The organism is Hymenobacter seoulensis (assembly GCF_054780535.1).
On sequence record NZ_BAAGWD010000002.1, the window covers coordinates 768,570 to 788,248 of the forward strand.

19 protein-coding genes, 1 tRNA gene and 1 riboswitch are annotated in these 19,679 nt (G+C 57.2%); of the genes, 10 read left to right on the top strand and 10 right to left on the bottom strand.

Going from position 1 to position 19,679, the window contains the following annotated elements:
• Positions 1–14: 14 nt before the first annotated feature.
• Positions 15–647: a CatA-like O-acetyltransferase gene (locus ACYVHC_RS11080; RefSeq protein ID WP_460613789.1), complete on the top strand. Its 633-nt coding sequence runs from the start codon at positions 15–17 to the stop codon at positions 645–647.
• Between the two features lie 201 nt (positions 648–848).
• Here the strand turns inward: ACYVHC_RS11080 and ACYVHC_RS11085 are convergent.
• Positions 849–921 (bottom strand) — tRNA-Gly (locus tag ACYVHC_RS11085).
• Positions 922–1,094: 173 nt separating this feature from the next.
• Here ACYVHC_RS11085 and ACYVHC_RS11090 point away from each other — a divergent pair.
• From ACYVHC_RS11090 to ACYVHC_RS11100, 3 genes are all read left to right on the top strand, one after another.
• Positions 1,095–1,337, top strand: a complete 243-nt coding sequence (locus tag ACYVHC_RS11090) for a hypothetical protein (protein ID WP_460613790.1) — start codon at positions 1,095–1,097, stop codon at positions 1,335–1,337.
• A 44-nt stretch (positions 1,338–1,381) separates the two neighbouring features.
• Positions 1,382–1,921 (top strand): GNAT family N-acetyltransferase, encoded by a 540-nt coding sequence (locus tag ACYVHC_RS11095; protein WP_460613791.1) that lies wholly within the window; start codon positions 1,382–1,384, stop codon positions 1,919–1,921.
• Between the two features lie 363 nt (positions 1,922–2,284).
• Positions 2,285–3,226, top strand: coding sequence for a dienelactone hydrolase family protein (locus tag ACYVHC_RS11100; protein ID WP_460613792.1), 942 nt, complete (start codon positions 2,285–2,287; stop codon positions 3,224–3,226).
• Between the two features lie 7 nt (positions 3,227–3,233).
• Here the strand turns inward: ACYVHC_RS11100 and ACYVHC_RS11105 are convergent, their stop codons facing one another.
• From ACYVHC_RS11105 to ACYVHC_RS11115, 3 genes are all read right to left on the bottom strand, one after another.
• Positions 3,234–5,534, bottom strand: a complete 2,301-nt coding sequence (locus ACYVHC_RS11105; RefSeq protein WP_460613793.1) for a B12-binding domain-containing radical SAM protein — start codon at positions 5,532–5,534, stop codon at positions 3,234–3,236.
• 185 nt (positions 5,535–5,719) lie between these two features.
• On the bottom strand, positions 5,720–6,292 hold the full coding sequence (locus ACYVHC_RS11110; protein WP_460613794.1) for an AraC family transcriptional regulator: 573 nt from the start codon (positions 6,290–6,292) through the stop codon (positions 5,720–5,722).
• Positions 6,289–6,642, bottom strand: coding sequence for a hypothetical protein (locus ACYVHC_RS11115; protein WP_460613795.1), 354 nt, complete (start codon positions 6,640–6,642; stop codon positions 6,289–6,291). The genes ACYVHC_RS11110 and ACYVHC_RS11115 overlap by 4 nt, the downstream gene beginning before the upstream one ends.
• A gap of 228 nt (positions 6,643–6,870) precedes the next feature.
• On the opposite strand from ACYVHC_RS11115, the gene ACYVHC_RS11120 reads away from it, so the two are divergent.
• Positions 6,871–7,149, top strand: a complete 279-nt coding sequence (locus ACYVHC_RS11120) for a hypothetical protein (RefSeq protein ID WP_460613796.1) — start codon at positions 6,871–6,873, stop codon at positions 7,147–7,149.
• A gap of 94 nt (positions 7,150–7,243) precedes the next feature.
• Here ACYVHC_RS11120 and ACYVHC_RS11125 read toward each other — a convergent pair whose 3' ends face one another.
• Complete coding sequence (locus ACYVHC_RS11125; RefSeq protein WP_460613797.1) at positions 7,244–8,326, bottom strand: YncE family protein; 1,083 nt, start codon at positions 8,324–8,326, stop codon at positions 7,244–7,246.
• Positions 8,327–8,390: 64 nt separating this feature from the next.
• A complete protein-coding gene (locus tag ACYVHC_RS11130) occupies positions 8,391–10,355 on the bottom strand; it encodes a TonB-dependent receptor (protein ID WP_460613798.1) in 1,965 nt (654 codons plus the stop codon).
• Between the two features lie 175 nt (positions 10,356–10,530).
• Positions 10,531–10,751, bottom strand: a riboswitch (cobalamin riboswitch).
• A 118-nt stretch (positions 10,752–10,869) separates the two neighbouring features.
• Between ACYVHC_RS11130 and ACYVHC_RS11135 the strand changes: the two genes are divergently transcribed.
• Positions 10,870–11,469 (top strand): DNA-3-methyladenine glycosylase, encoded by a 600-nt coding sequence (locus ACYVHC_RS11135; protein ID WP_460613799.1) that lies wholly within the window; start codon positions 10,870–10,872, stop codon positions 11,467–11,469.
• 61 nt (positions 11,470–11,530) lie between these two features.
• Here the strand turns inward: ACYVHC_RS11135 and ACYVHC_RS11140 are convergent, their stop codons facing one another.
• Together ACYVHC_RS11140 and ACYVHC_RS11145 are read right to left on the bottom strand one after the other, a co-directional pair.
• Entirely contained in the window at positions 11,531–12,718 is a 1,188-nt protein-coding gene (locus ACYVHC_RS11140) for a THUMP-like domain-containing protein (RefSeq protein ID WP_460613800.1), read from the bottom strand.
• A 225-nt stretch (positions 12,719–12,943) separates the two neighbouring features.
• Entirely contained in the window at positions 12,944–13,483 is a 540-nt protein-coding gene (locus ACYVHC_RS11145) for a hypothetical protein (protein ID WP_460613801.1), read from the bottom strand.
• 227 nt (positions 13,484–13,710) lie between these two features.
• Here ACYVHC_RS11145 and ACYVHC_RS11150 point away from each other — a divergent pair, with 227 nt between their 5' ends.
• Both ACYVHC_RS11150 and ahcY read left to right on the top strand, forming a co-directional pair.
• Positions 13,711–14,463 (top strand): DUF4397 domain-containing protein, encoded by a 753-nt coding sequence (locus ACYVHC_RS11150; RefSeq protein ID WP_460613802.1) that lies wholly within the window; start codon positions 13,711–13,713, stop codon positions 14,461–14,463.
• 154 nt (positions 14,464–14,617) lie between these two features.
• Complete coding sequence (ahcY, locus tag ACYVHC_RS11155) at positions 14,618–15,937, top strand: adenosylhomocysteinase (RefSeq protein WP_460613803.1); 1,320 nt, start codon at positions 14,618–14,620, stop codon at positions 15,935–15,937.
• Between the two features lie 72 nt (positions 15,938–16,009).
• Here ahcY and ACYVHC_RS11160 read toward each other — a convergent pair whose 3' ends face one another.
• Positions 16,010–16,882, bottom strand: a complete 873-nt coding sequence (locus tag ACYVHC_RS11160) for an SDR family oxidoreductase (protein ID WP_460613804.1) — start codon at positions 16,880–16,882, stop codon at positions 16,010–16,012.
• A gap of 74 nt (positions 16,883–16,956) precedes the next feature.
• A complete protein-coding gene (locus tag ACYVHC_RS11165) occupies positions 16,957–17,748 on the bottom strand; it encodes a T9SS type A sorting domain-containing protein (RefSeq protein ID WP_460613805.1) in 792 nt (263 codons plus the stop codon).
• 114 nt (positions 17,749–17,862) lie between these two features.
• On the opposite strand from ACYVHC_RS11165, the gene ACYVHC_RS11170 reads away from it, so the two are divergent.
• On the top strand, positions 17,863–18,627 hold the full coding sequence (locus tag ACYVHC_RS11170) for a glycosyltransferase family 2 protein (RefSeq protein WP_460613806.1): 765 nt from the start codon (positions 17,863–17,865) through the stop codon (positions 18,625–18,627).
• A complete protein-coding gene (locus tag ACYVHC_RS11175; RefSeq protein ID WP_460613807.1) occupies positions 18,624–19,664 on the top strand; it encodes a glycosyltransferase family 9 protein in 1,041 nt (346 codons plus the stop codon). The genes ACYVHC_RS11170 and ACYVHC_RS11175 overlap by 4 nt, the downstream gene beginning before the upstream one ends.
• The last annotated feature ends 15 nt before the right edge of the window (positions 19,665–19,679 follow it).

Sequence of the window (19,679 nt, forward strand, 5' to 3'; positions counted from 1 at the left end):
GAACTTGCTTGCCTATGAAGCAGCAAATAGATCTGGCTACGTGGAGCCGGCGGGAGCATTTTGCCTTTTTCTCAACCTTTGAAGAGCCCTTATTTGGCATAGTAGCCGACGTAGATGCTACCCACGCGTACGCCCGGGCCAAAACGTTGGGCGTGTCTTTTTTTCAGATGTACCTGCATTGTACTCTGCAGGCCGTGAATGCGGTAGAGGCATTCCGGTATCGGATCGAAGATGGGCAGGTGTACTGCTATGATCAGGTGCACGTATCAGCCACCCTCATGCGCCCTGATACCACGTTTGGGTTTTCCTTTATCCCCTATACAGCCTCTCTGACCGAATTCGGGGTAGGCCTAGCAGCCGAAATAGAAGCTGTTCGCCAAACGCCGGGCCTGCGCCTGAATGACACTACCGGCCGGCCCGATGTAGTGCATTTTTCAGCAGTGCCGTGGTTTTCCTTCACGGGCCTCACGCACGCCCGTTCGTTCCGGCATACGGACAGCATTCCCAAAATTTCCGTTGGCCGCGCTCAGCAGAAAGAAGGTAAGCTGATGCTCCCCATTGCCATCAATGCCCACCATGGCCTCGCCGATGGGTATCATGTTGGGCTGTTTCTGGAAGCGCTGCAGCAGGCCCTGGATGCATCGTAGGAGGTTACTAACGTCATAAACCTGACTGACTTGCAGATAAGGCAGTGGCCAGGTTTAGCAGTCGGTAGCTGAATCTGGCGCCTCTCACAAACTGGGCTTCCTGGCTTTTACCGGCCTAGGGCCTCTACTTGTATAAACCAGCGTGTACACTGCCAATAAAAAAGCCACTTACCTCTAGAGGCAAGTGGCTGATTTACAATGAGCGGGAAACGAGGCTCGAACTCGCGACCCTCAGCTTGGGAAGCTGATGCTCTACCAACTGAGCTACTCCCGCGTGGTAAAGCAAAAGTACGTGGGTAAAATCAATTTCCAAGAAAGCATTGGGTAAGGCAAGCCTGAGCAACCTGCGCGGTTTATCCTTGGACGACATTTTCACGTACGCCGGAGTACAGACGAATCTTTACAATACGCGTAGCGTAGCTGCGCCGAACTATAGCACTGTTACGTATGTCGTGGCCTCTTCCACCCAAAACGCGCCGCTTAGTGGCCTGGATGTTTCTCACAGCTGGCTTTTTGCTGTTGCTGGGCCAGTTGCTGCGGTTGTGGGTGGTGTATCAGGAATATCAGCGGTTAGGAACGGAGGCAATAACATCTACTCAACTGGTTCTGAACCTGATGATGCTGGTAGGAGCTATGCTGCTGCTGCGCTACGGCTGGCGCGAACGGCGCGGCAATGACACCATAGATTAGTACCTGTACCTTTGCGGCTTCTTGCCGCCTTGGTTTTTGACTTTATGACTTCACCGCTCCGCATTCTGGTTGCCAAACGCAACAGCGCCACGGCCAACCAACTGGCCGAAATGGGCCGCCGTATGTTTCATGACACGTACGCCGCGCACAATCGCCCCGAGGATATGGCCGCTTATGAAGATGCCACCTTCAGCCCCGAAAAGCAGCTAGCTGAGCTACAAGACCCCAATACGGTGTTTCTGTTGGCGCAAATGGTGCAGGAAGTGGTGGGCTATGCCAAGTTGAAGCTGCACTCCACCCTAGGCCTCGACCCGGGTAAAACCCCCGAGGACCGCCTGGAAATCGAGCGCCTGTACGTGGATGAGGAATGGATTGGAACGGGGTTAGGGGCCACCCTCATGCGCCGCGCCATTGAAGAGGCGCGCCAGCAGGGAAGCCGTGCCCTTGTGCTGGGGGTGTGGGAAAAAAATACGCGGGCGCTGGAGTTTTACCAGCGGTTCGGCTTCAAGCGCATTGGTGAGCAAAAATTTATGGTAGGCACCGATGAGCAGAACGATTTTATTCTGCGCAAAGGACTGCATTAAGCGCAGCAGCTTTTTAGGGCAGTAGGCACGGTTTGAGCAGCAGCAAGGCCTAGCGCAACTGCCCACGCCGAGCTCAACTCCTTGAAGCGTTTGGCTCTCCCTTGAAGGGTAGCAGGTTTTGAGCCGAAGCGGTAACGCGTCCTGAATTGCTGCCACTCCTGTACCTTTGGCACACGTATTCCTCTTAGCCTGTTGCGTTTGATACCAGTTCGGTCAGTTTGTGCGTGGTCGCTTAGAGTTGCCTGCGGAGCGTGGTTGCTGCTGGCCGCGGCGTGTTCTACCGAGTCGGGCTCTGGTAAGCAGCCAACGGCTCCGCTGCCGGTGGGGCATTATGAGGGGCCGATCAGTTATCAAGGAACTGAGTTGCGAGTTGCACTTGATTTGCGCACCAGCACCGAGGGCAAGTTGCAGGCGGAAGTAAGCTTCCCGCAACTGCCTGGCCTGGAGTTCGACGCTATTCGGCCCAGCTACCGCGAACCGCAGCTGCTGCTGGAGCAAGAGCCTGGCCGCGCGAGTGGAGTTATGGTCCAGGCCGTGCGCGAAGGCGACTTTCTGCGGGGAGTGTTGAGCTGGAACGGGGTGCAGTCTGACTTCGTGTGGGTGCGCCGTGGCGAAGCGCCCGCGCGTGGGTTTCGGGAACAGAAGTTTCCGCTTCGATACGCCGGCTATGACCAGACAAGTCGTTTGTTGGTGCCCGACGACACCTTGCTGCAGCATCCGGCCGTGGCATTAATGGCCTTTCGTAGCACCCAGGCTACCGCGCAGGCGCGAGCTACGTATCTAGCGCGGCGCGGCTTTGTTACCCTGCTGGTCATCACTCCTGAACCCCGTAGCGCTACCGACTCAACCATTTTCCAGGCTACTGCCGGGGCTTTGCAGGCATTGCGGCGCCAGTCCAGCGTCGACTCCACGAAGGTTGGTTGCTGGGGTAGGGGTAGTGCCGCGCCTCAGGTTGCCAAAGCTGCGGCCCAAGCCCAACCGTTAGCGGCTTTTGTGGTACTGGAGGCCGCTCCGGCTGCCACTCGAGAGCAAGCCAGTGCGTATCAGCCGCTAAACAAGCAGCGCATTCCGGTGCTGGCCCTGTATGCTGGGCTCGATACAACGGTGCAGGTAAAAGAAAGTGCCCGCCGGATGCGCACTGCCCTGGGCCGCCGCAACAACAAACAAGTGCGTGAATATGCGCAAGCCACCGCTGACTTCACGCAGCCCGGCCGCACCGGCCCCGATGGGCAGTGGCAATGGCCTAAACCTACCCCCGGTTACTGGGACGGAGTAATAGAGTGGCTCCAGGCGGTTACCCGATAAGTAGGGCCTAGAGCACCAGCAGGCCTTTTTCGCGCAGCTGCTGCCACCCCGCAGAAAGTAAAAACTGCTCCCACGGTTGGCTAGCCCCGGCGGGGTAAGAAACCGCCGCATCTTTCAGCAGCACTTTGGTGTCGTAGTCGTGGCTGAGGGTAGTGAGCAGTTCGTGCAGCCAGGGGCCTAGCACGCCGGGCACCTGAATTTCGAAATCCTCGGCCTGCTCATAGAAGGTTAGTACGGCCCGCTGCCCTTTCTTGCCCGACTCATACCGCAGCTCAGGGGCATTGCCCAGCCAGAACAGCCGGTTGTTGGGGCGGGCGGCATCGGACTTGGTGGGCTCCTGCAAGGCCTGCTGAATCAGATGGCGCGGCACTGTGGTCTTGGGCGTCCGGAAATCAAACCAGAAACTGAGCGGCTCCGTGAGGGCCACGCCGTGCAGGTAATTGTACAAGGCTTTTGCCAGCCCCGGGCCGAAAGCTTCGTGGTCGGTGCCGGTGGGGTCGTCGTGCCACAGGTCGTTCCAGGCAAACGGGCCAGGCTCCGGACCCACGGCCGCTACCTTATATTTCGTGGGGTTTTTGCCTACTGGTGAGTGCGCAGTCATCGAGAAACGGTGCCAGTAACCGCTTTGCACGATGCCGGCGGCAAACAGCTGCCGCACCACTTCCAACGAATCGATGGTTTCTAGGGCCGTTTGGGTAGGGAAGCCATACATGAGGTAAGCGTGCACCATAATACCGGCTTGCGTAAAACCATCCGTCACGCGGGCTACTTGCGCAATGGTTACGCCCTTTTCCATCATGGCCAGGAGTCGGTCGGAGGCCACTTCCAGGCCTCCGCTTACCGCAATACAGCCACTAGCTGCCAACAGGCGGCAAAGGTCGGGCGTGAAGGTCTTCTCAAAGCGGATATTGCCCCACCACGTGATATTCACCTGCCGCTTCAGCAGCTCAATGGCTAGGTCGCGCAAGGCTAGGGGCGGGGCGGCTTCGTCCACAAAGTGAAAGCCAGTCTGCCCGGTTTGCGCTACAATCTGCTCAATGCGGTCAACTAGCAGCGTGCTGGGCGCGGTTTCGTAGCGCGAGATGTAGTCGAGCGTTACGTCGCAGAAGGAGCAGCGCTTCCAATAGCAGCCGTGTGCCACCGTGAGCTTATTCCAGCGCCCGTCGCTCCAGAGGCGGTGCATGGGGTTCAGCACCTCAATTACGGAGAGGTACTCGCTCAGTGGCAAATCGGAATAATCTGGGGTGCCAACTTCGTGGTGCGGCACATCGGGGTGCGGGTGGTTGATGTATTGTACCTCACCGGCCTCATTGCGCAAAAAGGTGCGCTGAAACGCTAATTCCTTGTATGCTACAACCTCATGCTGCGCTTGCCGAAGCATCTGTACCGCTTCGTCCCCACGCCAGGAGTTAGCCAGCTGTAGGGATGCTCCGGGAAGCGCAGCATGACGGTCTTTCTCTTCGCTCAAGTGTTCCAGCAACCGCAGCCAAGGCCCTTCCCCGTCGTCGAGAGTCAGAAAGTCGATGTAATCGAAGAAGCGCGGCTCTTTCAGATTGCGCAATTCTGTGTTGGGGTAGCCACCGCCCATCATCGTCTTGGTGGCGGGGCTGGTTTCCTTGATTCGGCCGGCCAGGCGCAATGCCCCATACAGGTTGCCCGGAAACGGAACCGTAAAGCCGGCTACATCGGGCTGCACGCGGGCTACTAGGTCATCAAGTAGCTCCAAGAGCATGCGGTCCAGTAGATTGGGTTCGGTTTGCAGGGCTTCGTGTAAGGCATCAAACGTAGTAGCCGACATACCTAGCTTCTCAGCGTAGCGCGAGAAGCCGAACTGCGGGCCCACGGTTTCCTTAATCAGGTCGCCGAGGTCTTCGAGGTAGAGTGTGGCAAGATGGCGAGCCTGATCCGTAAGGCCCATGGTGCCGAAAGCCGTTTCTAGGTCGGCTACGTTGTCAAAGCGGCTGGCCTCAGGCAAAAAGCGCGAGTGGCAGATGCGCGGCGCCAGCGTGTTGTCTTTATTCTGCAGAAAGCGGATAACCGGCTCAATGGTGCTGAGGTAGCTCCGTTGGAGGCGTACCATGCGCCGGGCATTGTCGGAAAGGCTGTACGGGCTGGCTTCGATTTCAGCGAAAACCCGCCCTAGTCCTTCCTTTGAAAACAGCTTCAATACCAGCTCCAGGCCCAGATCGGCCTGCGTAACGTGGTAGCCGCGCCCGCCCAAAAAGCCCTTCAAATAGGCCGTTGCGGGGTACGGCGTATTCAGCTGCGTAAGCGGCGGGGTAATGAGCAGAATGCGAAGAGTAGACACGGCAGCAACAACCACAGACTAGCGGCAAAGGTGCCGCAAAGATAACTCCGCAAACGGCGCTTTGCCTCAGGCTACTGCCTAGTGGCCAAGCACCGCAACCGGAACGGTGCCTACGTATAACAAAAAACGCCCTGATTCAGCCGTAGCTACATCAGGGCGCTTGTATGTATGGGGCGTGCGTACGCTTAAGCCAGTTGGTCCATCGACAAACGCTTAGGCATCAGGTCGCGGCGAAATTCGCTTACTGAGCGGCCGGTTACCTGGCGGAACTGGTTGCTTAGGTGCTGGCCTGAGCTGTAGCGCATGTGCTCGGCAATTTCGCTGAGGGTCATTTCATTGTAGCTCAGCATCTCCTTCACGCGCTCAATTTTCAGGCGGATCAGGTATTTCTCGATGGTGAGGTTGGCAGTGCGCGAAAACACCTTGCTCAGATGTGAGTAGGTAGCGGCAAACCGGTCGGTGAGGAAAGCCGAGGTAGTAAGCGGCATGCGGGCGGTGCGCAGGTGCTCTAGGTATTCAACCAAGGCACCTTTAATTTGCTCAGTGAGCTGGTCGGCGCGGCCCATGAGCACGTCAAAGCCTGCTTCACGCAGAATAGGAGCCACGGAGGCAGGGTCGACGGGGGTACTTTGGTCGAGCTGTGCTTGGCCCAACGTAACGTCGGTGGGGCGGTAGCCAGCCTGTTCGAGAAGACTGCGCACGGCATCAATGCAGCGTGGGCAAACCATGTTCTTGATGTGGAGGAGCGTCGTTTTCACGGATGTTGAGTTGAGTTCAGCCGCGTTGCGGTTCGCGTGGGTTTATGGGTTGTAGTTGGGGTAGAGGCGGGCTTTGAGCGTCGAACTGGTTTCGACGGCGTTTCGGCCCATTCTTTCCCAAACCAACTGACCGCCGCCCAGTTCACAAAAGGGACAACCCCTAGGAACGTTACGGCCAGTAGCCAGAAAAATACTAAAAAAGCGCCGAACAAACGGCTAAAGAAGTGGTCCTGAACACCAAACAGGTACGCCACCAGCATCAGAGCTAATAGAAAACTGATACCGGCCAGAATACCAGCTCGTCGCAACAGCGCTCGGATGACGTCAGGATGAACAAAGGGTCGGTTCATGGCAGCTGCGAAAAGTAGACAAATATACTTGCCCGATTTATTTCGGCAGCTTCCGTCGGCCGGAGCGAGGCAGGGGTCAGGGGTACCAATGTAACATGAGCGCGTAGTAGGGTTTGGTAGTGAGGTATGCTAGTAGAACGAGAAATCATCCTACGTAAAAACCAGGGGCGCGGTCAGCCGTAAAGCACAAAATAATGTTTCTTTTCACTGCTCTTGCTCCCTAGTAACATGAAAATCTTTGTTCTCCTGCGTGCCGTAGCTGTTGCGGCTGTTTTGGTTGGTTCACTCACGGCATGCGACACTGGCGAAAAGGCTGGCGCTACCAACGTAGAGCGTGGCGACTATAAGTCAAAAGATCCGGCGGCTAACATGCCCAACAACACAACTGGCGGTGACTCAGCCACCTCCGGCCTGAACCGCAGTACCGACAACAGCCCGACAGGCCGGGAAGTTTATGAAGATGCGGCCAACCGCAAAGACAAAAACAACGATGGCATAGCCGACTAATGCGCGGCCTTACCCTATCTATACACAAAAAGCCGCCCCAATGTGGGGCGGCTTTTTGTGTATAGATAGGGTAAGGTTTATTGCTTGCCTAGGCCTAGTAAAAGGCAAAACCGTTCGGGCCGATATTAACAGTAAAGGAATCAATGGCTGTACCGTTGGCGCGGTAGCGGATTACCTTGTCAGCGGCCGTGAAACTACCGATGCCACCGTAAATGGTGTTATCCTGCGGATCAACGCCCAAGCCATAAAAGTTGCGCCGAATCAGGGGCTGTGTGGGCAGCGTGGCCTCATCAACGCCCAGCGAGTACACACCGCCCCGATACACGTAATAGAGCCGGTCTTTGGACCCGTTGATGGCCAGGCGGCCCGGCGAGCTGAGGTTGGAGCTTACCTCGCGGGTAGTAGCCGTGAGCTGGCCGGGCACAATCTTCGAGAGGCTGCCTTTGGTAGTGCGCGTGTAATCCACGGTGTAATCGGTGTTGTACACGGTTTGGCCGCCGTTCAGTACCCATACGTTGCCGTTGCGGTCCTGCACCAAGCTATTCGGCGAGTCGCCCACGGGTATCGTGCCTTCTACCTCGTCGGTGGTGGTATTGATGACCGTGACGGTGTTGGCGCCGCTGTTGGTTACGTATAGGCGGTTGCCAGCTACCAATAGCCGCTCGGGTTGCGCACCTACGGCAATGCTTTTGGTAACGCGGTTAGTTTTGAGGTCGATAACCGATACTTGACCGGCGGGCACATCGTAGGATACAGTTTCCGTTACGTAGCCTTTGTCGGCGGAAGCGGCCTCGAAATAGCGGGGCAGTTTCAGTCCCTCAATGGTGGCGGATTTGAAGTTGGGTAGCGACACCACTTCTAGCTTATTGCTATTGTTAACCACAATATAGGCCGTGCTGCCCTTTATGCTGATGCTCTGGGCCACGTCGCCGAGGTTGCGCTTGTTGGCAGCACTAAAGGCCGACTTATACAGCAGGCTGCCGCTGGTTTTGCCGAACACGCTTACTTCGGCATTGGCTTTCTGAAAGTTGCCTTCGTTTACAATCAGCACGCTATTAGTAGGCACCTCAACTGCTTCCGGATCAGAATCGGAGCCGCAGGAAGCTAGGCTAAGTGCCAAAGCCGGAGCCCATAGCAGGTGAAGGGAGCGAGCAGAAAGGGCGGAAAAGGGTGTCATACGAAAAGTAATAAGGAAAAATGGTTAGGGATGTTGCTAAAAATCTGGTTGTTACAAACTGGCCTCAGCGCCACAGTAGCCGCAAACTCAGGGCACCTGAGCGGGGCGGCATGGCGCGGTTCTGGTAGCTCTGGTAGTCTTGGTTGGTGAGGTTGTAGCCCTGCGCCAGCACGAGCAGCTTCCAGTTGGGCTGTAGCACCAGCGTGCGGCCCACAGCGGCATTTATCAGCAGATAGGAAGGGATGAACTCCGTGGCCGAGGCATCAGTAAACCGCTTGCCCGTGAAGGTGAGGGTAGTGCCGAGCTGCCACTGGTGCCACTGGTGGTCGGTGCTGAAAGCAGCCGTATGCATCGGTACAAAGGGCAGCTGCCGGCCGGTTGGGTCGGCATCATCAGGAGTGCCTTTGGTTTTGCGCGAGCTGGTGAAGCCGTACGAAGCGCGGGCCGTGAGATGATAAGTTTTCGGCTGCCATTCCAGCTGGGTGCTGGCTTCCAGACCCTGGGCGCACACCTGCCGCAGGTTGCGCGGCGACCAATACGAAACGCCCGGCGTCCATTGTACCCAGTTATCTACTAGCTGGTGGTAGCCAGTTAGCTCGGTTTGCAGCCGAAGGTGCGCCGGTGCTAGGGTTAGCACGTGCACCAAGCCGCCTTCGTAGCCCAGCCCTTGTTCAGGTAGCAGGTTGGGGTTGCCGCCGGGGCGCCAGTATCGCTCGTTGAGGGTAGGGGCACGGTAGCTGCGCGAGGCGTTGCCCTTCAGGCTAATGGCGTGGCTAGTGGTTTGCAGCGCCAGCCACTCGGCACCTAGCGTGGGCGTGAGCGGTGGCTGGCGGCCGGGCAGCACGGCCTGCCGCAGGTTCAATGACAGTTGTATTCTAGGCCGCGGGTCGTAGCGCAGCAGCGCGAAGCCGGAAAAGCGGTTTTCAGTGCGCGGGGCAGTACCATAACCATCAACTTGCGCTGCAAAATGTTGGGCCTCGGCTCCTGCCCGCACCGAGGCGTTGGGTGCCAGCCGCCACGTGTGTTCAACCTGTGCCTGGGTTGTACGCACCCTCGATTCGCTGAGGCCACTCACATCGTCGCGGTAATTGATGATGTCTTCAAACCACGCCACGCGCCCGGCCCACTCATGCGTAGTGCCTACGCGCCGATACCCGGCCAGCAGGCGGCGGCTCTGGTCGCGTTCCTGGGCGTGGGTGTTATTGGTGCCGATGCCGGGCTGAATGTGGCGGTCGGCGTCCGTGAGCCACACGGCTGCTGTCAGCTCGCCACGTTGCCCTAGCCGCAAGGCTAGGTCTTGGGTGAAGCTAAACTGCCGGAAGGCCGCGTTTTCCTGCCGACGACGGACGCGCCCGATGGCTTCAGTAGTGAAGTACGGAAAGTTGTTCTCGGCCTCCCGATACAGCAGGTTGGTACGCAGGGCCAGCTTCTGGTTGCTGAAACCAGCCTCTACGGTGCCGGCGCGCAGTCCAAAGCTGCCCAGGTCGCTTTGCACGCTTCCGTGCCAGCCCGCGCCCCAGCGCACCGGCGCTGAAAGCAGTAGCGTGCCCCCAATGGCGCCGCTGCCGTACGTGGCACTAGCCGGGCCAGGCTGAATATCGACTCGGGTGGTGGCGCTGGCCGGAAAAAGGGCTAGGTCCGCTTCGCCTAAAGAGGGTAAGTTGATGTTGAAGCCATTCCAGAGTACCGCCGTATGGCGCGCCGAGGTGCCGCGCATGGTGATGGAAGCCAGTTGGCCGGGGCCGTAGTTGCGGAGGTAAAGCGCCGTGCGCGCGCTTAGCACATCAGCCAGCGTACCGGTTTGGTAGGTGGCAAGAGCTAGCGAATCGAGGGTGATGCGGCGGCTGCCCACGGCAAACCGCTCGGGCCGGATACCGGCCACCCGCACCGTGGGCAACTGCTGGATGCGCGCCGAATCAGCCGGTATCACCGATTGCGCCACGCTGGGCACCGTGCAGGCTACTAGGCCTGCACTTAGCGCTAACCGGCAACTCTGCTTTTTCAGCAGAAGCCACTTGTTGAAATGCATCTTCCGAACCAAATTTTCGCAATCGAAAAATTCAGTTCAAAACTTCTGGGCAGGCTACTGTGCATTGCTATGCTACTAGCCCTTCCTCGAAGCCGAGGCCGAAAACAGATAGGTGCTCTGCGGCGCCGAAACGCCACTACTGTATTCATTCTCCGCCCTTCCTCCGCAGGCGCTGAACATGGGAAATGCAAAGGCAGGTCTCCTGGCTTGCTTCAGATGCGTCGCCTTCCCATTTCTCGGGCCTTCCTAAGAAAGCTTTCACAGAAACAGTGGCTTGGTGTGACGCACCAACTCATGAAGCGTACAGTTGCGGGGACAGCTCCGGATTTAAACCGAATTCCCTTTTCAGCCTCGCCCCACAATTAGGGTCTGGCCACCTTTACAGCCGCAAAGATAGAAAATGTACGGAAGCTTTAGCGCCGGGCTTGCGTAGAAGGTTTGCCCCGCGTGCCGGCCTAGGCGCCGCCAGGCGATGCGCGCTGGGTTAAACTGTACCTTATTTCTACCGCTGCTCTTGAAACTTCCCCTGGCCTTTTACCGGCGTCCTGATCCGGTTGTCATCGCCCAAGAACTGCTGGGCAAGCACCTGTTCACCCGTATCAACGGCGTCCTGACGGGTGGCCGCATCGTCGAGACGGAGGCGTATGCTCACCTCAACGACCAAGCATGCCATTCGCACCTAGGGCGCTACACTGCTCGAACCCGCATCATGTACGAGCCCGGCGGCGTGGCCTATACCTACCTGATTTATGGGCGCTACACGCTGTTCAACCTTATTACGAACGAGGAAGGCAAGGCCGACGCCGTCCTGATTCGGGGGCTGGAGCCGCTGGAGGGAATTCCGGAAATGCTGCTGCGCCGCGACATGTCCTCCGTAAAGCGCAACCTGACCGGCGGCCCTGGCTTGCTCACGCAAGCACTTGGTATTACCACCGCCCATTACGGCACCGATCTGACAGGTGATACTATCTGGCTGGAGGACGTTGGAGAGGCAGTAAACGGAGCGGAAATAGTAGCGTCCCCGCGCGTGGGCATTGACTACGCTGGCGCCGATGCCGCACTGCCCTGGCGTTTCCGCTTGAAAGGCAACCCCTGGACTAGCCCCGCCAAATAGCCAAACCGCCCCCGCCTGAGCAGAACTGTTCAGGCGGGGGCGGTTATATTGGATGCTATGGTTACAGCTTCTCGCAGACCAGCACCATCAGCTTGCCTTCCAGATTGGTGGTAGCAAACAGATACAGGTCGCCGCCTTCTCTAATGCCGGTGCGGTGCCGGAACTCAGCTACGGTATCAGGGAAATTGCGCGTCGTGACGTGGGCCCGTACATCAGGTCCCAGGTAGGTGCGCAACGCCTGGCCATCGTATTTCTCTACCCCTTTGATTCGGAAAATGCGGCCCGGAAACTCGGGGCGCAGGGTATCGGAGGTGTACAGATGACTGTGCTGGTGCAGTTTCAGCAACTCAAAAGCCGTTCCGATGCTTTTAAAGGCCCCGGCTTTCAATACGGCTACATTTGGCTCATAGAGGAACTGTTGCGGCTCGGCGTAGCGCGCAATGGCTCGCGCCTCCCGCGCTCGGTTCAGCCGAAACTCCTGCTGCTTGCCTGTGCGCAGTAAATTCACCGTGAAGCGCTCCGGATCTACGGCTGGTTCCGCGGTAAGCTCATACAACACCTCCTTGCACTCATTATCGACTGACACCACCCACAGGCGGCGCACGTGGCGCAACTCCTGAATGGCCAGCTCAATGTCAAGCATAGGCGAAGTTTTCAGTAGTACGCGCTGGCTTTTTTGCAGCAGCAGCGGCATGATGCGCAGCACGTCGGGCTCACAATCCTGCAACCGAAATATTTTCTTGGCGGCTGTGTCCCGGCGTGCGGGGTCGAGGTATAGCCAATCGAAGGTGTCCGGCGTATTGCGCAAAAAGTGCGTAGCATCCTCGTTGTGGCACTGCACGTTTTCAATACCTAGTTGCGCCAAGTTGTAGCGCACTACATCCGTAAGTGCCGCATTACGCTCCACATAATGCACCTCGGACACGGTAGCAGCAAAATATGCCGAGTCAACCCCGAAGCCACCGGTCAGGTCTGCTAGCCTTTCTCCCTGCACCAAAGAGGCTTTAAACGCGGCAGTTCGGGCAGAGGAAGCCTGCTCTACGGATAGCGTGGGCGGAAAAACGAGGTCTGGGTTATCGGCCCAGGTAGGGAGTTTGGCGCGAGCTTTTTGGCGGGCCTGGATTTGGCGAACCAAGTCCGGAATGGGCAGGCCGGGGTAGCGGCGGGCTTGCAAAGCAAGTTGGGCTGGGTCGTCGTGCAGGTGCTCGGCAACGTATCGCCGAGCTGCTGTCGGCAGCGGGTATTCCATGTAGGTTTCCTACGAAAGTACGTCAGGGTCGGACGTGAGCCAGGCCCCGGGCAAAGCAAAAGGGAGCGCCAAACGTAGGCAGAAACGCGCGAGGTTTCCCTTGCGCCAGCTTACTTGGTAGCCATCAGATAAAAAAAGTATTCCGGACCGAGCCAGAAACCACGCTGCCACAACTGGCAAACGAAGCGTTCTAGGCTCGGCCCGGAATAAAAAAAGCAAGTGGTATTACCGCAGGCTCCAACTCAACGCCAGCATTGGCTTGCCGGTGCGGCTAGCAGCCAGCCCCACCGAAGTAGGCCGGAGCTGCAGCGCGCCATGCCGGGCCGCCGGAGCACCTGCGTTGTACGACTCCACCGCCCGCTGAAAATGCGAGTTGGTGTTGCGCGAAATAAAGATGTTGCTTAATAGGCTAGCCAGTGCTACGCCAGCCGCCACCTGCTGGGTGTTGTTGAAGTACTGCTGCTTTTCATCCAGCGACAACACCTGCTGGCTGTACAGGCCCACGGCACTCACAAACGTAAGGCGTTCAGCCAGAAACAGCCATTTTTGGCGGCGGTAACGGTTTAGGTTATCCAACGCCTCCTGATTGCCGGCCAGGTAAGGGCGCAAACGCTGCCCAAAGAAGCCCGCGCTGCGGTAATCCGCATCCGTGGTGCTGTATCCTGTCGTGAAAAAGAAGTTTTTCTGCACCCCATTCAGGCCGCGCTCCTTGTCTTCGGGGCTTAGGCGAATAACGGTAGGAGCCAATTGCGCCTTGCTCGTCATCGACAAGCCAAGAACGCAGGAAGCAACAAGCGCAGAACGACGTAAAACGCCTAAATGAGGGGATGAAAGCAATTGGGGCATGAAGACAAATTTACAGCACAAATACTCAGGTCACTAAGCGCCCCAGCGAGAAAAAAGTGCAATTCGTCGAGGAAAAGTTTTAGTTGTCATCCAACAAAATCAGGAGTGCCTTCGTTCTGACGGGCAATTCACCAATTTTCATGCATATGAAAACCCTGAACTCCTTCCTGCGCCCAGCTGCTTTGCTTACCCTTCTGCCTGCTGCACTCGCTTTTTCCTCCTGCTCCGATGACAACGATAACGAGGCTGCCCCGGATCAGAGCAGTGTATTGATTTCGCATGCGGCGGCCTCTGTCAACACGCAGGTAACAGCCTTGGTTGATGACAAGCAGGTAGGGCAGCTGAACTATGGTCAGAGCAGCCCTTACCTGAAGGTAAACTCTGGTGCCCCCACGCTGAAGATTAATAACGGCACTCAGACAGCCACTCAGCAAGCCTTAACTCTTTCGAAAGACCAGAATTACTCGGTTTTTGTATACTCGCCCACCGCTAGTATTGGTAGTGCAGCGCTGTTGCCCGTGACAGATGACTTGTCAGTGCCCGCTGCTAACCAGGCAAAAATCCGTTTGGTGCACTTAGCTGTAGGTGCTCCCTCCCCTGTCAGACTGAGCGTGCCTTCTCCGGTGCCCGGTGGTGCTTACACCGATCTGACCCCGGATGTAGCATTTGCCGCCGCCTCTGGTTTTGTGGTGGTGAACGCCGGGCCTCTTAACCTGAGTGTAACATCTACTGGCACTCTACGGACCCAGGTATTAGCAGTAGGTGATGGAACTGGCACCGGTACGGGTACAAAAACCTTTGAAGCCGGTAAGATATACACGGTTGTAGTACGTGGCATTGCTGGCGCAGGAGTTCCTGCTGCTCAACAGGCTCAAGCTGTTATCATCCAAAACAACTAGGTAGCACTGTTGCTTTAACCTTCCGGAAAGCCTACCTTCATCAGAGGGTAGGCTTTTCTGTTTAAAGCGCTGACTGTCAGCGGCGGCAGAAAAACAGCAACAAATTGAGTACCTTTGTGGTTGAAAAGCGACAACGCATCCAGCTATCTACATCATGGTTGATACCAAGACTACGGCTTACGCTCCGTACAAAGTAAAAGACATGTCTCTGGCCGAATGGGGCCGGAAAGAAATCCGTCTGGCCGAAGCAGAAATGCCCGGTTTGATGGCTCTTCGTGAGGAATACGGCGCCAGCCAGCCCCTAAAAGGTGCGCGCATTGCCGGTTGCCTGCACATGACCATTCAAACCGCTGTCCTCATCGAAACGCTGATTGCGCTGGGTGCTGACGTTACGTGGTCGTCGTGCAACATCTTCTCTACCCAGGACCATGCGGCGGCTGCTATTGCGGCGGCGGGCATCCCAGTGTATGCTTGGAAGGGCATGAACGAGGAAGAATTCAACTGGTGCATCGAGCAAACTCTGTGGTTTGGCGAGGAGCGTCAGCCTCTGAACATGATTCTCGATGACGGCGGCGACCTGACCAACATGGTGCTGAATCAGTACCCTGAGCTGGCTAGCGGCATCAAAGGTCTATCGGAAGAAACTACTACGGGCGTATTGCGCCTGCTGGACCGTGTTAAGAATGGCACGCTTCCTATGCCAGCCTTCAACGTAAACGACTCGGTTACCAAATCGAAGTTCGATAACAAGTACGGTTGCAAAGAGTCGGCGGTAGACGCCATTCGCCGCGCTACCGACGTGATGATGGCCGGTAAAATTGCCGTAGTAGCTGGTTACGGCGACGTAGGAAAAGGTACTGCCGCTTCCCTGCGTGGTGCTGGCGCCCGCGTTATCGTAACGGAAATTGACCCCATCTGCGCTCTGCAGGCTGCTATGGACGGCTACGCGGTGAAGAAGATGGAGAATGCCATCAAAGAAGCTGATATCGTGGTAACTGCCACCGGCAACTGCGACATCATTACGGAAGCTTCGTTCCGGGCCCTCAAGGACAAAGCCATTGTCTGCAACATCGGTCACTTCGACGATGAAATTGACATGGCATGGCTCAACAAAAACTATGGCCACACCAAAGACACGGTAAAGCCACAGGTTGACATCTACAACATCGATGGTAAAGAGGTAATTATCCTCGCCGAAGGCCGCTTGGTAAACCTAGGTTGCGCTACCGGTCACCCATCGTTTGTAATGTCGAACTCGTTCACGAACCAGACGCTGGCGCAGCTGGAGCTGTGGCAGAACGCTGATCAGTACGAAAACAAAGTGTACACCCTACCCAAGCACCTCGATGAGAAGGTAGCCCGCCTGCACCTCGCCAAAATTGGTGTGGAGCTGGACGAGCTGAAGCCGAAGCAGGCCGAGTACATCAACGTACCAGTGGAAGGCCCCTTCAAGTCGGACCTGTACCGTTACTAAGCCGTTTCGACCTAGCGAATACAAGAAAACCCGCCTGGCACTACGCCGGGCGGGTTTTTTGTTTGTAGGGGGCTAGTCCTGAAAGAAATTGCGCTGCACCATCCGTTCTGTTTCCAGCCACAGCTGGAGCGTGTTCTGAGGCGTATTGAAAGCGTGCTTTACAGGCTCGGCTTTCTTTTTGGCGAAGAAGCCGCCACTGACTTGTCCGGCCGCTGGGTTTGTGGCCAAATACAGGGTAGTCTCGGCTCCTTTCTCGGTTGAAATCATGAATGGGCGCAGCAGCTTGGTGCCCTTCGCTAGCCAGCCTTTGGCGTTGTCGCCGAAGTTGCTGGCGATAACGCCCGGGTGCAAGCTGTTCGTGACGACGTTGGAAATGCCTCGCTCGCGAAGCTGGCGGGCTAGCTCCTGCGTGAACAGGATATTGTAGAGCTTTGTGTTGCCGTATTGTTGCAAGGGGCTATAGCCCTGGTCTTGGTTCAGATCATCGAGCCGCGGTTTGGCTAGCTTATAGCCCATGGACGCTACATTGATGATGCGTGCCGCCGGGCTTTGCTGCAGCCGCTCAAAGAGCAATGCGGTAAGTAAAAATGGTCCGAGGTGGTTGGTGGCCAGCGTCATTTCAAAGCCATCGTTGGATAGCTGCCGGGGCTGGCCAAACAAGAGGCCGGCATTATTCACCAGTACATCGAGGTGCTGATAACGCTGGTTGAACTCAGCTCCGGCCCGGCGCACCTGCTCCAGATCCGATAAATCGCAGAGCAGCACATCTACCCGATGCCCTAGGCCAACCGCTTCCTGAATCTGTTGCCGGGTAGTGGCGGCTTTGTCGGCGTTGCGGGCTAGCAGTACCACATGAAACCCCTGCCGACTAAGTTCCTGGGCCGTTACTTTTCCAATTCCGGAAGTGGCACCCGTAACAAGGGCAATCGGCGGTGCTGAGGTCATGTGCTGTTGAGTTAGAAGCTGGGTGGCTATACGCAAGGGCTAGAGTTCGGATGCCGCTCTTTTATTATGGAAGCTCAGTGCTCTACCACTAACCGTGAGGTATACGCTTGGCGCCTGTTATCACCAGAGACACTACGCACTAGGTATGTTCCAGCCTTTAACTCCCGGACTGACAACGAGAGCTGAGAGGCGCTGGTACGCCAGGTATTGAGTTGCTCTCCGTTGCTGTCATACAGAAACACTGTGTAAACAGATCCTTCTTGCAACGTAAGCGTGGTGGTAGTGCTGGCCGGATTAGGGAAAAGGGCGGGCTGAATAGCCGACGCAGCTACCGCTGGCTGGTCTCTGACGGACAAAATCCTGTAAACCGGTACACTGTCTAGCTCGGCCACGTAAAAGCTGTGGAGGACGGCTTTATCAAACCGTAGCCGGATGCTGTCGCCAGCTACATTTTGATACCGAACTAGGTCGTTGAAGTGCTCCTGCTTCACTAGCTGGGTCAAGTCGATCATCTGTTTGTAGCCGGTGTTCAAGCCCCGCACCTGGCCGCGCTTTATCTGCATACCATACACCCAGCAGCCGGTGGTACGGAGGCGCTCCATTACGTAATAAAGCTGCTTGTACCTCCATACGGGCGCGAAAAGGAGCGTATCGCCTAGTGGCTCTGCTGTAATAAGGCTGTGGCCACTGGTAGGGTCGAAGCGTACGTGCAGCGTCAAAGTGTCGTGCTTCCCGACTAGGGCGGGAGCTGAGCCCAAGTGCCGCGCTAGGTTTATTGGATGATGAATCGCAAATTCATCAAAGCGGGCCGCCGGATCTGAGCAGGCAGCCAAAAGCCCGAGCAGTAGCCATAATATATAGCGCATAGCAGAAGGGATGTCAAGAAAACACTACCCCTAATACTAGCGCAAGGCCAAACGTCACCCTTCACAGCCTGACGAAATGATGGGCCCAACAAAACTCCGATATTTGCCGGCGCTATGCCCGCTATTCCGCTGTCCGTCGTCATCATCACTTTCAACGAAGAAGCCAACATTGCCCGCTGCCTGGAAGCCGTGCGCGAAGTAGCCGACGACGTGGTGGTGGTAGACAGCTTTTCCACCGACCGGACCGTGGAAATCTGCCGCGGGCTGGGTGCTAGAGTGGTGCAGCAGGCCTTTGCGGGCTACGTGGAGCAGAAGAACTTCGCTACCTCCCAGGCGCGCTTCAACCATGTGTTGCAACTCGATGCCGATGAAGTACTGACGGATGAGCTGCGCCAGAGCATATTGGCCACCAAGCAGAACTGGCAGGGTGCGGGCTACACGCTGGCTCGCCTCACTAACTACTGCGGCGCCTGGGTGCGCCACGGCGGCTGGTACCCCGACCGCAAGCTCCGCCTCTACGACCGACGCTTAGGAAGTTGGGAAGGCCTGCTGTTGCATGAGCGCTATGAGCTGCAACCGGGCCAGCCGGCGCCTCTTCCCTTGGGCGGTGATGCCCTACATTTCTCCTATGACTCCATTGCGCAGCACGTAAGCCAACTCAACCGCTTCACCAGCATTGCGGCCGATGAGCTGTGGTTGCGCGGCAAACGCCGGGTTTCGCTGTTTCATTTGCTGCTGAAGCCGTGGTGGAAGTTCGTGCATGGCTACTTTTTCCGATTGGGCTTTCTGGATGGTTTTGCGGGTCTGAGCATCGCCCTGATTTCGGCTTGGGGCGTGTTTTTGAAATTCGCTAAGCTGAAAACCAAAGCCCACGCATGAAAACCTTCCTCATCAGCCGCACGGATGCCATCGGCGACGTAGTCCTGACGTTGCCGGTAGCCGGCCGCCTGAAGCAGCTGTTTCCGGGGTGCCGGGTTGTGTTACTAGGCCGGACGTATACGCAAGCCGTAGCGGAGGCCTGCCCGTGGGTAGATGCTTTTCTGAATTACGACGACCTACTACGGTTGCCCGCCCCGGAGCAGCTAGTAACTCTGCGGCAGCAGCAGGCGGAAGCCATTCTGCACGTTTTCCCCAATAAGCATCTGGCCCGGTTGGCGCGGCAAGCCGGTATCCCGCTTCGGATTGGCACGCGCAACCGGTGGTTTCATTGGCTGACTTGCAACCGGCTGGTGTCTTTGAGTCGCAAAAACTCGCCGCTGCACGAAGCTCAGCTGAACTCAACACTGCTCCAGCCGCTGGGTCAAGCGGAAGTACTAGGCCTAGCGGAAGCCGCAACCCTAGTGAAGCTCCGGCCCACGGTTGAGATACCAGAACACCTGCAGCGCGTATTGGCTGCCCGGAAGCCTGAGCAGCTTAATGTAATCCTGCATCCACGCAGCCGGGGTAGTGCCCGCGAATGGGGGTTGGCACATTTCGGTACCCTAGCCCGCCTGTTACACCAAACTGGCCACCGCGTCTTCGTGACGGGCACAGCTGCGGAGGGAGAGGAGCTGCGCGAGTGGCTCCAGGAGCACCAGCCGTTTCTGGCCGCCGACCTAACGGGCCACCTTAGCTTGCCGCAGCTCTTGGCCTTTATTTATGCTTCCGATGGGCTGGTAGCTGGTAGTACGGGGCCGTTGCACTTGGCTGCGGCTCTGGGCCGACATGCGCTGGGCCTGTATCCGCCCATCCGGCCTATGCACCCTGGGCGCTGGGCGCCGCTGGGCAGCCATGCAGAATACCTCGTTTTCGACCGCCCCAATTGCCAGGAGTGTCGTGCTCAGCCTCAGGCGTGTACCTGCATAAAAGCACTGGAGCCAGTAGAGGCGCTGGCTCGCATCCGGCAGTGGCAGCCATTGCCATCTGCGGGTTTCTGACCTACTTGCTCCCGA